Below are 12203 nucleotides of genomic sequence, written 5' to 3'. Positions count from 1 at the left end.
TCCCCGTGCGGCACTGGAACGAAAGCCGCGGCATGGTGGTGGCACATGCGCGAGCACAGCTTTTGACAGAGAGCCTTCGTCGGGGACGCCTTGAATGTTGGCGTCGATTGGTGTATGATAGGACATAGTGATTTTGCCGCCGGGGGCGGCTTGGTGGAGAAAGAGGGAGAGTACTATGCTGAATAGGAAGAAAATCGGACTTGCCGCGGCGGCCGTCGCCGCATCGGCGGTTCTCGCCGCGGGCTGCGGCAGCCAGCAGACCGCAAACCGTGCACCGATCAACGGCGCACTGCAGGGGGAGCGCGACCATCAGGAGGTCATCACGGCGGATAACTTCGATTCGATCGCGCCGGGCTCCAGCGTCGCCGATGTCGCTGCACTCTACGGCAAGGAGGGCAAGCTCATCCATCAGAGCATCGTCAACGGTATCTATACCTATACCTATCGCTGGCAGAACGGTACGTACAAGGTGGTGGACTGCACCTTTACGGGAAACAACTGCCTGAACGATCCGCTCAGCGGACTCCGCCTGACGCGCAAGGAGCTGCGTGCCTCTGACGCCATTGCTGAGGGCTCGGTCAGCAGCCCTGTGACGAAGGATGCGTGCCGCGATCTCAGCTACGGCATGAGTCTTGCGGAGGCGCAGGCAGTGCTCGGCGGGGTCGGTGAGCAGATCGGCTGGGATGTTATGCCGGGACAGGAGACGGTGACCTACGGATGGCCGATTCGTGACGGCTATGTCGCACGTCTGCGCTTCCAGAACGATGTCCTGGTTGATGTCAACCTCGATACCGGCATCACGCTCGTGGCGATGGATCCCGCTCTCTCGAACGTGCGTCTCGACCCCACGCTGGTTGGCTATCGCGTTGTCAAGTAACAGGATGCGTATTTTATCAGCAAATCTTCATTGAACTATTGTACGCTCTTTGCTATAATGGGGGCGTTCGGTCGAAGGATTGAACATCTTTAGGAGAAAAGGAGAATTCATTCATGATCAAACTCGAACAGAAGCAGGTTAAGATTATCAGCATCCTCATCGCGGTTGTCTTTGTCGGCTCGGTTGTCGCGCTTGCACTGACGCAGAGTGGCTCGGGCATCGCCTCGGCGGCGTCGTCCTCCGTTGGCGTTGTGGACTACCGTCAGGTCGGCAGCCAGCATCCGCAGCTCGCTGCAGCGAACGCCGAGATGCAGAAGGCGTCGCAGGAGGCACAGGCGGATTTTGAGACGAAGTCTGCATCGATGAACGATCAGGAGAAGTCGGATTACTATCAGCAGACGATGCAGCGCCTCCAGCAGAAGAATGAGGAGCTGATGGAGCCGATCGAGAACAGCATTCAGGATGCCGTTAAGAAGGTCGCCGAGAAGAAGGGGCTTTCCGTCGTCATCGAGAAGGGTGCTGTCGTCTATGGCGGACAGGACGTGACGCAGGACGTCATCAAGGAACTGGGCAGCAGCAAGTAAATCGCCGCGACCAGCTATATGTAGCGGACAGAACGATGCCCGGTACATTTTAGGAATCACTGATAAAAGGAAGTCCCTCGGACTGGCGTAAAAGAAGCGTCGGGATGCTGTGACGGATTTTATCAGTGATTCCTTTGTATGAAGTCGCTGTTTCATATGGCAATTTCGTCACGGAGGGAGATGCATGGAGCTCTGGAAGACGCGGCGCAGAGAGATTCTGGCAGGGGGCATCGTGCTCCTCGTGATTGCCGCCGTGTGCTATTTCCTGCCCGCGCAGGAGCAGCCCCGTGCGGCGGAGGATATTGCCGTCATGCGCATCTCCGAGGTGCTCGCTGCGCATCCCTCCTATGCGCGCCTAATGGAGCTGCGCGCCGAGGAGGCGACCCTTGCTCTTGCGGTGAGGGATGTCCCGGAGGTGTTTTCTCTGACGCCGCCGGCAGCGGACGATGAACCGTTTCAGGACTCCGTCTGGCAGAAGAATGCGCAGACCGTGATCGGCGCACGCGTAGAGCTTGAGCGTGAGCGCAAACGCCTGACCGAGGTCTACCGCAAACAGACAGAGGACGACTACGAGCGGCGGAAGAAGCAGATCGACGACGAGTATCAAAATGCGATCACAAACATCAACCTGAAGATCGATAATCAGCGCGCGATGCACGGGCCGCGCGTCTCTGAGGATGAACTGGCGCAGGAGCGTGCAGGGCTTGAGGCGCAGCGTGAGGCGTTGCGGCAGGAGCGCGGCGCACGTCAGGCGGAGCTCTACCGCACATGGCAGGAGGAGATCCGCGCCCGCGTCGCCGCGCGCATCGAGCCGCAGCAGGCGACGTGGACGGCAAAGGCAAAGGCAACCATCGATGCACAGAAGGCGGAGGCGGATCGCCAGAAGGCGGAGGCGGAGGAACGCAACGCCGCTGCGATGGAACGCGCTGCAAAGGCGCAGGACGCGGATCGATGAAGTATTTCAATAAAGCAGCGGCAGCGCTCCTCCTCGTGGGCAGTACGGTACTGGCGGGCTGCGGTCAGGTGCACGTCGGCACCGTTGACCGTGCGCGCGTCCAGGAGGAAGCTCCGCAGCTGAAGAGTGTGGTCGACGAGGCGAACACGAAGCTCATGGAGGCGCAGCAGGACGCACAGAGCAAGTTCACCGCGAATCCGAACATGACGGCGGAGGAGTCGCAGCAGCTCCAGATGGATACCCAGCGCAAGATGGCGGGGCTGCAGCAGATGTATAGCATCCAGCTCGAACAGAAGCTGAACGCCGCAATGCAGGATATTGTCAAGGAGAAGAAGCTGGACGTCGTCCTAGATAGCTCGAAGAAGTATCCGAGCGTCCTCTCGGGCGGCGTGGACGTCACGGATGAAGTCATCGGCAAACTCCAGTAAGAGGGTAGGGCATGGAAAAGACAGTCAATGAGATCGCACAGCTTGTCGGCGGAACGGTCGGCAGCGGCGGCAGCACGGTCGTTCATCGGCTCGCTTCGCTGGACGAGGCGGGGGCGGGGGATCTCGCCTTTGCCGTTCCACCCCACATCGACGCGGCGCGCGCCGCATCTGCGGCGGCGCTCCTTCTGCCGACGGGAACGGAGGGCTTTTCGTGCCCGCATATCTTCGTCGATGATCCGAAGGCGGCGTTTGCACGTCTCCTCATGATCTTTACCCCTGCCATCGAACACGCTGCCGGGGTCAGTGACGAGGCGTATATCGGTGCAGATGTGCGCATCGGCACGGGAGTGACGGTGCTGCCCTTTGCCTATGTGGACGATCATGCGGTGCTCGGCGACGGTGTGACGATCTATCCGCATGCCTATGTGGGGCAGTACAGTGTGATCGGCGATCATACGGTGCTCTATTCGAATGCAGTCGTGCGCGAGCACTGCCGCATCGGTGCGCGCTGCACGATCCACAGCTGCGCCGTAATCGGGGCGGACGGGTTCGGCTTTACGACCGAGGCGGGGGTGCATACCAAGGTGCCGCAGGTCGGCGGCGTCGTCGTGGAGGACGACGTGGAGATCGGCGCTCATGTCGGAATCGACCGCGCTACCCTCGGGGCAACGGTGATCGGCAAGGGGACGAAGATCGACAACCTCGTCCACATCGGGCATAACTGCCGCATCGGAGAGAACTGCCTCATCGTCGCGCAGACGGGGATCTCCGGCTCGACCAAGGTCGGACATAACGTCACCTTTGGCGGGCAGGTCGGAACGGTCGGACATATCTCCATCGGCGCGAACTCCGTCTATGCGGCGCGCTCCGGCATCATCGGCGATATGCCTGAGGGGGTGTTCTGTGCGGGCTTCCCCGTTCAGTCCCACGCTGAGTGGCTGCGCGTACAGGCGGCGATGCGCCGTCTGCCCGAGATGGTGAAGAAGGTCAAAGCCCTCGAAAAGACCATCGAAGAACTGCGCGGAAAGAGCTGAGATGCTGTCTTACTGGGCGGTCAAACTTCTCAGTCATTTCGTCTGTCTCCTGCCGCACCGCGCCGCCATGATGATCGGCGCGGGACTGGCGCGCCTCCTTTGGCCGTTTATCCCCGCACGGCGCAAGCGGCTCGCGCAGACGCAGATCGAGCGCTGCCTTCACGTATCGACCGCAGAGGCAGAGCGCATCGCGCGGGAGAGTACGCTGCGCTTTGGACCGATGCTGATGGAGGTGCTGCGCTTTCCCGTCCTGCGCCGTCATATTGAGGACTACGTGACGATTACGGGGGCGCTGGATACGATGCGCGCGGCACTGGCGCAGGGCGAGGGAGCAATCATTGCAACCTCGCACAGCGGCAACTGGGAGCTTATGGGCGGTGCGCTTGCCTTGGCAGGACTGCCGATTGTCGGCGTGGCAAAACGGCAGAGTGCAGCGGGGATGGATCGCTTCATCAATGAGTACCGCATGCTTGTCGGGATGCACGTCACCTATCGTTCAAGCGTGCGTGAGATGTTCCGCATGATCGATCAGGGCTGGATCATCGGGCTGCTCAGCGATCAGGATCCGTCGCGCCGCGACGGCGTCGTCGTCGATTTCTTCGGACAGGAGACGAATGCCTTTACGGGGGCGGCGGCGATTGCGCGCCGCTGCAGTGTGCCAATTTTCCCCGTCTTTATGCACCGCCGCGCGGACGGACATCATGAGCTTACCATCGAGAAACCGCTCTATGTGGAAAAGACAGATGACCGCGCTGCCGACGTCCTGCGTGTGACGCAGGAGGTGAGTGCGCACATCGAGGCGTGGATTCGCCGCTATCCCGACGAGTGGTTCTGGCTGCATGATCGCTGGAAGTCCATGCGAAAGGAATGACGAAAAAAGGGGCTCTGCACGAAGGAAAAACTTCGTGCAGAGCCCCTTTTTCTATCTATTCAATCAATCGTAGCGCATCAGCGACTCCACGGTGATCGCTGTGCCTGTGTGCGGTGCCTCTTGAGCGCTTGGTGTTGTCGTATTCTGTGGGGATGGCGGAACGCTTTGATCCCCAGTATTGGCGGCCGGCACAGTGCCGCTCTCCGTCGTTTCGGTCGATGCGTCGAAGAGCGCCGACCCATCCGCGGCCTGTGCCGCACGCGCTGCGATCCCCGAGAGGATCGTGCTCGCTGCGGGAGCAGCGGGATCATCGGCGGGTTTTCCCGTCGTCGCAGAGGCGGATGCAGACGATGTGGGCGGTGCATCAATCGGCGTGAGTACGACCTCCAGCGTGTCCCCTGTGTGGATGGGGCTCGTGAAGTCCGCACGTACCCCGTTGACGAGAATTGCGAAGGTGACGCGGCTGGTCGCGGGCGGCGGGGTAAAGCCAACGGCGAGCAGCGCCTCGCTGACGTTCGCCGTCCCCCGTCCTTTCTGATAGGCGATGATAGCACCGTCCTCGACGATGGTGCCGGGCGATGCCTCACGCCCGTTGATGGTGAGTACCTGCCCCGCCGCAGGAATGCTATGCTCCTTCCCTTCGTAGGTGATGGTCGCATACGAGGCCAGCGAGGAGAGATCGAGCACGGTCTCGAGCGTCGGGATGGCAGTCTCCTCGTAGTCGATGACATCGCCCTCACGCAGGATGGTGGAGAGCGCGGCGGGCGCATCGTTCAGCGTGATTTTCGGGAGGGCGGAGAAGCGGCGTGCCTCCCCGTTCAGCGTGTAGGAGATGCGTCGTCCCGTCGGCGGGAGATGCGCTGCGCGCAACACCTCACCGAGGGTGCGGTCGCGGCGCGAGACGACGGTGTCGCCGTCTCGCAGAATCGGGTCGCCCTCAGGTACAGCGTCGTTGATGAGAATGCTCGCGGGGACGGAGGTCTCCTCTCCGTTGAGCACGACATTGTAGCCACTCGTGCTGCCGATCACGTCGCTGAGACGCACGGTCGGCTGGGTTCCGTTCTCCCCTGCGACGAGCTTGATGCGGCAGTCGTCGTGAATGGGGGAGTCGAGGCTCGCGCTCTTGCCGTCGATGGTGATCTGGGCGAGCGTTCCCATCGTCCCCGGAAAGCTCCGCCGCTCGCTGTTCACGGTCAGCATCAGCCCCATGCCGGGACGTCCGTTGTACTTGCGCAGGCTGATGCCCGCCGCGAGGAGGGCGTCGGAGACGTTGAGCTCGCGGAAGTTGAAGAGACTGTACTCGATGTCGTTGATCCAGACCGCGAGGAAATGCAGTGTGTTGATCGAAGCGATCTTCAGGATGCCGAGCGGCGTGACTGCGTCGGGGGCGCGCAGCTCCTCGGGCAGATCGGCGACGCCGTCCACCGTGTCGGGATGACGCACGGCGACGCGGTCGGCGGGGATGCCGAGAGCCTCTGCTACGAGCTCCGTCATCATCGGTGTGCGTGCACCGCCGCCGACCAGCATGACCGCCTGCGGCGGTTCGCCGTTCAGTTCGAGGATCTGCTTGCCGATCGCGTTCGCGAGATGTTCGACCCCGGGTTTTATGGCGGCGAGCACCTGATCGGCGGTGAGCGAGAGCTTCATGCCGAGAATGTCGGTAAAGGAGACGTCCTGCCCATCTGCCGCCTTGCGCTTGATGTCCTCGGCGATGTTGAAGTCGAGGAGGTACTCACGCGAGATGGACTCGGTGATCTCGTCGCCTGCCATCGGAACCATGCCGTAGGCGATGACTGAGCCGTTGCGCGTGATGGCGACGTCCGATGTGCCCGCGCCGATATCGACGAGCACGAGATTCAGATGGCGCATCGTCGGTGGGATGAGGACGTTGATGCCCGCAATCGGCTCGAGCGTGAGGGCGCGCATCTCGAGGTGCGTCTCGCGCAGTGCCGACTGCATGGAGTCCACGACTTGCCGCGGCAGAAAGGTTGCGATGACGGTCGCCGTCGCCTTGCGCCCGCGCTGTCCGATGAGCGTCTTGAGCTCGTTGCCGTCGAGCGTATAGCGGATCGTGCTGTAGCCGACGCAGTAGTAACGCGTTGGATCATCGACCGTGTGGGAGTGAGCCAGTTTTTTCTGTGCCTCCTGCACGCCTGCAAAGTCGAGGTCGCGCTGCTGTGCAGGTGTAATCGTGCCCGTGAAGTCCTGCTCGGCATCCGCTGTCATCGTGTAGAGGGCACGTCCTGCCGCTGCCACGGCGGCACTGGTCAACGGCCCTGTACGCTCCATGAGGCGGTGCTTGACCTCGCGGATGATGGCAGCGACCTGCGGCACATCGTGAATCTGCCCGTCGAGCATGGCACGCGTGCGGTGCTCGAGGCGGTCGGTCGCCAGGATGTGCAGCAGTCCGTCACGCTGTTCAGCGACAATGCCGATCACGCTGCGCGTCCCGATATCGAGCGCGAAGACTAGCTCCTTCGGACGCTCGCGGCGTGTCGGTGCGGCCTGTTCGGTTTTCTTCGGACGACCGCGTTTCTTTGCCGCCGTTTCCGGCCCCTCCTGCACACGTTTTTTGGGGCGGCCGCGCCGCTTTGCGGGTGCAGATGCGGCGGCAGAATCTTCGTTCGTTGTATCCAGATCCGACATTTCGATCTCCCTTGTCAAACACATAGTATATTATCTATATTTTTATTCGTGTTATTTTGGAAAATTCCTGCCGTTCCTCACGGGGGAAATATACGACAAAAAGGTCAGAACAAAGCTGCCGTATGGCAGTTCCGCTCTGACCGGAAGAGAGGGGTCTGAAATGCCGTACGCCCTATATGTCTATACCTGCGTAAAGCAGGTGGGTACCCTAAGTTCGGCTTCCGCGTTCACCGAAGTGTTTCACTTTGACCGAAATCAAATCGGATTCCCTAGAAAATCTGTAGGTTAGACATGGATAAGACATACGCACACCTAAGGCGCACCTTCTTGGTCTTTATGATAGCATAAAAAAAAATACGTCGCAAGACTTGACAAATCGGGGAATATAATAAATATATTGCAGGACGCATGGATGCACTCAGTGATATAATTTTTTCGATCATTGCCGAGAAAACGATGTGTTAAGATGGCGGTGCTGAATTTATCCGTGCTTCCTTAAAATGTGTCTCTCCTCTTTTCCTATGGAGAATACCGTGCTATAATGCTAATGAGAATATGGGAGTAATGTATGGAATGTACTGGCAGGCTCAGTACATTGACAACAGGGAAAGACGGTGCAGACAATGGCAAACATACGTGATGCCGTAGATGCAGTGATTGCTGCCATCATGGCACAGAAGGACTATCTGACGGCAGTGGACGCCAAGACGGGAGACGGCGACCACGGTCTTAACATGGCGCGCGGCTTTACGGCGGCGGAGGAACGCCTCGCAGAGCTGCCGGTGGACGCGCCGCTCGCAGAGGTGCTTCACGAGATCGGGCGTGCGTTCATTGAGAATGTCGGCGGAGCGGCAGGACCGCTCTACGGGATTGCCTTTGTACGCGCGGGCGAGGCGGTCGGCGCAAAGACGCGGCTCGATGTGGCGAGCTTTGAAAAGCTGTTCTCTGCCGGCATTGACGCGATCCAGCGGCGCGGAAAGGCCGTGCGCGGGGATAAGACGATGCTCGATACACTGATCCCGATTCGCGACGCATTCCTGCCGGAGAACGCGGAGGGCAAGAGCCTGCGCGAGTGTCTGGAGGATGCACTCGAGGCGGGACGTGCGGGCGCGGAGTATACGAAGACCATCGCCGCACGGCGCGGACGTGCGGCACTCATCGGTACGCGCAGCATCGGCATCGAGGATCCGGGCGCGATGAGTTCGCTCATCATGTTCCGTGCGCTCTGCGGCTATCTGCGCGGCTGAGCAAAATAACGCAGTCGATTCGTGCCGCCCTGTGACGGCACGATTGTTTTTTGGAGGAAAGTATTTTGGCACAGACGGAAATTCGCACGCGTTTTGCACCCAGCCCGACGGGCTATATGCACATCGGCAATCTGCGCACCGCGCTCTACGGCTATCTGTTCGCGCGCGCGAATGACGGCACATTCATCCTGCGCATCGAGGATACCGACCGCAGCCGCTACGTCGCGGATGCGGTGGACTTCATCCGCCGCACGCTCGACGCGGCGGGCATCATCCCCGACGAGGGACCCGATGAGATCGGCGGAGACTACGGTCCATACGTGCAGAGCGAGCGCATGGCGATCTACAAGCAGTACGCCGAGCAGCTCGTGGCGGAGGGGCATGCCTATCGCTGCTTCTGCCATCAGACGGAGGAGGCAGAACCGGCAGAGGATGGGAAGTCCTACGGCGGCTACCCGCGTACCTGCCGCGACCTCACGCCCGAGGAGGTGCAGGCGCATCTCGACCGGGGCGACGCGTACGTCATTCGGCAGAAGATGCCGCTCGTCGGTGAGACGACGTTCTACGACGTGCTGCACGGGAGCGTAACGATCCCGAACACGGAGCTCGAGGATCAGGTGCTCCTCAAGCGCGACGGGATGCCGACATATAACTTTGCCAATGTCATCGACGATCATCTGATGAAGGTGTCGCATATCATTCGCGGGGCGGAGTTCATCACCTCCACGCCGAAGCACGTCCTCCTCTACGAGGCGTTCGGCTGGGAGCCGCCCGTATTCGTTCATCTCGCGCCCGTCATGGGGCGGGACGACGCAACGGGCAAAACGAGCAAGCTCTCCAAGCGGCATGGGGCGACGAGCTTTGATGATCTCGTGAAGATGGGCTATCCTGCCGCCGCGATCGTCAACTACGTCGCGCTTCTCGGCTGGAGCCCGAAGACGACGAATCAGGAAATTTTCTCGATGGACGAGCTGATCGAGGCGTTCTCGCTGGAGGGGCTGTCGAAGTCTCCCGCCGTGTTCGACTACGATAAGCTCGGCTGGATGAGCGGCGAGTACTTTAAGGCAATGACGGATGCGGCGTTTGCCGAAGCGGCGCGCCCCTATGCGGGCGAGCTTCCCGCGTCGGTCGAGGCGCAGTGGAATGCAATGGCGCGTCTCCTGCGTACGCGCGTCACACGGCTCAGCGATGTGCGTGCGGAGATTGAGTTCTTCGTGACACTGCCGCCCTTTGACGCATCGCTCTATGAGAACAAGCGCAACAAGGTCACACCAGCGGCGGCAGCGGAGCTCCTGCCCGAGCTGATCGGCATCCTCGACGCCCTCGACGGGGATCACTGGGATAACGATCTCCTCTATGCGCTCCTTGAAGAGTGTATCGAGCGTGAGGGCTGGAAGAAAGGCACAGTCATGTGGGTGCTGCGCATCGCTGCGGCGGGGCAGAAGGTCACGCCGGGCGGCGCGACGGAGATCCTCGCCATCCTCGGCAAGGAGGAGAGCCTGCGCCGCCTGCGTGAGGCACAGCGGCAGCTGGCGGAGTGCTGAGGGGATGGATTTCTGCCTTGCAAATTTTGGACTTGACAGCGGCACGGTTTATCGCTATACTGTCTAAGTGTCGCGTCACTGCGGCGCGGGAAGATCATCTGCGGAAGTAGCTCAGTGGTAGAGCACCACCTTGCCAAGGTGGGGGTCGCGAGTTCGAGCCTCGTTTTCCGCTCCATCTTTCGGCGACATAGCCAAGTGGTAAGGCCGAGGTCTGCAAAACCTTTATCCCCAGTTCGATTCTGGGTGTCGCCTCCAATATGAAATGCGGTCTGGAAGGATTCCTTCCAGACTTTTTATGTTATTATGTTATATGCTGCGAAAGGGAAATGAATGCGGGGACGGTATAAAATCCTAGTCTATGGCTGTCAGATGAATGTCGCCGATGCAGAGCGTATGGAGGGACAGCTGCAGGCGGCGGGCTATGTGCGGACGGAGAAGACGGCGGATGCCGATGTCATCCTCATCAATACGTGCTGTGTGCGCGAGACGGCAGAGGACAAGGTCTACGGGAAGATCGGCGAGATCAAGAAGGTCAAGGAACATCATCCACAGCTGATCTTTGGGATTACGGGCTGCATGGCGCAGAAGGAGGGGGAGAACCTCATGCGCCGCGCACCGCACATCGACTTTGTGCTCGGCACGGGCAAGGTGCAGGAGCTGGGACGCATTGTCGCGGAGATCGCGGCGGAGCGCGCGCCCGTGGTGGATGTTGCGCTCGATGCGCACGCGGTGGAGGAGGATCTGCCTATCGCGCGCGGCGGGACACTCTCGGCGTGGGTGCCGATCATGTATGGGTGCAATAATTACTGTACGTACTGCATCGTCCCATACGTGCGCGGACGTGAGCGCAGCCGCATGCCCGAGGAGGTCGTGGCGGAGGTGCGCCGTGCGGCGGCGGACGGCTATCGCGAGGTGACGCTCCTCGGGCAGAATGTCAACTCCTATGGGAAAGATCATGGGCAGGCGGATTTTGCCGATCTCCTGCGTATGGTGGATGCGGTGGAGGGGATTCGCCGCGTGCGCTTTATGACGTCGCATCCGAAGGACATCAGCGACAAGCTGATCGACACGATCAAAAACGGCACGCATATCTGCGAGCACATTCATCTGCCTGTGCAGTACGGAAGCAACCGCATCCTGAAGGCGATGAACCGTGTCTATACAGTGGAGCAGTACCGTGAGCGCGCACGGCGCGTGCGCGAGGCCCTGCCGGGGGCGAGCCTCACGACGGATCTCATCGTGGGCTTCCCGGGGGAGACGGAGGAGGACTTCGCAGAGACACTGGATTTCCTGCGCGAGATGCGCTATGACGCGGCGTATACGTTCCTTTACTCGAAGCGCTCGGGCACGCCTGCCGCAGCAATGGCGGCGCAGGTGCCGGATGAGGTGAAGCACGCGCGTCTGGAGCGCTTGATGGCAGTGCAGAACGAGATCAGCCGAGCGATCAATGAGGGGCTGCGCAGTGCGCAGGCCGAGGTGATGGTCGAGGGCGCGAGCAAGAACGATCCCGCCGTGTGGAGCGGGCGCACGCGCACGAATAAGATTGTCCTCTTTCCGCATGGGGCGGAGCGCGTGGGCGATTTTGTGCAGGTGAAGATCACGCAGCCGCAGACTTGGGTGTTGAAGGGCGAGGTTGTTCGGTAGATTTCGGTATAGGGGGCGAGTTCCACGCGAACACTTCGCTGCGCAAGCGTTCGCGCGCTGATTCGCTTAAATACCGACGGATTCCTGAAACGCGCTTCGCTTGGACGCCAGAAATCCGTCGGGGCGAAACGCGCGAGCGGTCAACGTCGACCAATCACACATCGCTAACGCTCGTGTTCTTGGGACGTTTTCCCATACGACCTGTTTCCCAATCAGCTACGCCCTGCGGGCTTGCTTCTTGGACAGGTCAGTATTTTCTCACTTGCTTCACTAGGGTTCGCTCAGGGCTTCACATCATGTACACACCGCACTCACAAAGCCTCCCCTGCCAGAGCGGGGGAGGTGGCACGCATTAGCGTGACGGTGGGGGCGC

Annotated in this window: 9 protein-coding genes, 2 tRNA genes and 1 pseudogene; 11 read left to right on the top strand and 1 reads right to left on the bottom strand. The window is 60.6% G+C overall.

The annotated features are described in order from the left end of the window. Window positions 1-175 precede the first annotated feature (175 nt). The 6 genes and pseudogenes from C1713_RS05920 (at window position 176) to C1713_RS05895 (ending at window position 4749) form a co-directional block, all read left to right on the top strand. Window positions 176-877, top strand: coding sequence for a hypothetical protein (locus C1713_RS05920; protein WP_061946147.1), 702 nt, complete (start codon window positions 176-178; stop codon window positions 875-877). 113 nt (window positions 878-990) lie between these two features. Beyond that, window positions 991-1461, top strand: coding sequence for an OmpH/Skp family outer membrane protein (locus C1713_RS05915; RefSeq protein ID WP_009753904.1), 471 nt, complete (start codon window positions 991-993; stop codon window positions 1459-1461). Window positions 1462-1645: 184 nt separating this feature from the next. Then, window positions 1646-2407 (top strand): annotated as a pseudogene (locus tag C1713_RS05910) (hypothetical protein); the annotation flags it as partial. A 5-nt stretch (window positions 2408-2412) separates the two neighbouring features. Next, window positions 2413-2844 carry an OmpH/Skp family outer membrane protein gene (locus tag C1713_RS05905; protein ID WP_050341571.1) on the top strand — a complete coding sequence of 144 codons (432 nt, stop codon included), beginning with the start codon at window positions 2413-2415 and terminating at the stop codon, window positions 2842-2844. 11 nt (window positions 2845-2855) lie between these two features. After that, window positions 2856-3878 (top strand): UDP-3-O-(3-hydroxymyristoyl)glucosamine N-acyltransferase, encoded by a 1023-nt coding sequence (gene lpxD, locus C1713_RS05900; RefSeq protein WP_061946151.1) that lies wholly within the window; start codon window positions 2856-2858, stop codon window positions 3876-3878. Between the two features lies 1 nt (window position 3879). Continuing rightward, window positions 3880-4749, top strand: coding sequence for a lysophospholipid acyltransferase family protein (locus C1713_RS05895; protein WP_102493324.1), 870 nt, complete (start codon window positions 3880-3882; stop codon window positions 4747-4749). A gap of 63 nt (window positions 4750-4812) precedes the next feature. Here C1713_RS05895 and C1713_RS05890 read toward each other — a convergent pair whose 3' ends face one another. Then, the gene (locus C1713_RS05890) at window positions 4813-7395 is read right to left on the bottom strand and encodes a cell division FtsA domain-containing protein (RefSeq protein WP_102493323.1); all 2583 of its coding nucleotides are present in this window, start codon (window positions 7393-7395) and stop codon (window positions 4813-4815) included. Window positions 7396-8018: 623 nt separating this feature from the next. Between C1713_RS05890 and dhaL the strand changes: the two genes are divergently transcribed. The 5 genes from dhaL (at window position 8019) to miaB (ending at window position 11830) form a co-directional block, all read left to right on the top strand. After that, window positions 8019-8642 carry a dihydroxyacetone kinase subunit DhaL gene (gene dhaL, locus C1713_RS05880; RefSeq protein WP_039981364.1) on the top strand — a complete coding sequence of 208 codons (624 nt, stop codon included), beginning with the start codon at window positions 8019-8021 and terminating at the stop codon, window positions 8640-8642. 65 nt (window positions 8643-8707) lie between these two features. Next, on the top strand, window positions 8708-10186 hold the full coding sequence (gene gltX, locus C1713_RS05875) for a glutamate--tRNA ligase (protein ID WP_102493322.1): 1479 nt from the start codon (window positions 8708-8710) through the stop codon (window positions 10184-10186). Window positions 10187-10286: 100 nt separating this feature from the next. Next, a tRNA-Gly gene (locus C1713_RS05870) sits at window positions 10287-10361 on the top strand. 6 nt (window positions 10362-10367) lie between these two features. After that, a tRNA-Cys gene (locus C1713_RS05865) sits at window positions 10368-10441 on the top strand. A gap of 75 nt (window positions 10442-10516) precedes the next feature. Continuing rightward, entirely contained in the window at window positions 10517-11830 is a 1314-nt protein-coding gene (gene miaB / locus C1713_RS05860) for a tRNA (N6-isopentenyl adenosine(37)-C2)-methylthiotransferase MiaB (protein WP_102493321.1), read from the top strand. Window positions 11831-12203: the final 373 nt, after the last annotated feature.

The sequence above is a fragment of the Centipeda felix genome (assembly GCF_900186465.1).
GTDB lineage: Bacteria > Bacillota > Negativicutes > Selenomonadales > Selenomonadaceae > Centipeda > Centipeda felix.
Note: the sequence above shows the minus strand (reverse complement) of the source record. Positions and strands in the feature narration are given on the sequence as shown.

What these genes read in the sequence shown, in the direction of transcription:
- miaB (WP_102493321.1), top strand. Translation starts at nt 10,517, where the DNA reads ATGCGGGGACGGTATAAAATCCTAGTCTATGGCTGTCAGATGAATGTC.
- C1713_RS05920 (WP_061946147.1), top strand. Translation starts at nt 176, where the DNA reads ATGCTGAATAGGAAGAAAATCGGACTTGCCGCGGCGGCCGTCGCCGCA.
- C1713_RS05890 (WP_102493323.1), bottom strand. Translation starts at nt 7,395, where the DNA reads ATGTCGGATCTGGATACAACGAACGAAGATTCTGCCGCCGCATCTGCA.
- lpxD (WP_061946151.1), top strand. Translation starts at nt 2,856, where the DNA reads ATGGAAAAGACAGTCAATGAGATCGCACAGCTTGTCGGCGGAACGGTC.
- C1713_RS05895 (WP_102493324.1), top strand. Translation starts at nt 3,880, where the DNA reads ATGCTGTCTTACTGGGCGGTCAAACTTCTCAGTCATTTCGTCTGTCTC.
- dhaL (WP_039981364.1), top strand. Translation starts at nt 8,019, where the DNA reads ATGGCAAACATACGTGATGCCGTAGATGCAGTGATTGCTGCCATCATG.
- C1713_RS05915 (WP_009753904.1), top strand. Translation starts at nt 991, where the DNA reads ATGATCAAACTCGAACAGAAGCAGGTTAAGATTATCAGCATCCTCATC.
- C1713_RS05905 (WP_050341571.1), top strand. Translation starts at nt 2,413, where the DNA reads ATGAAGTATTTCAATAAAGCAGCGGCAGCGCTCCTCCTCGTGGGCAGT.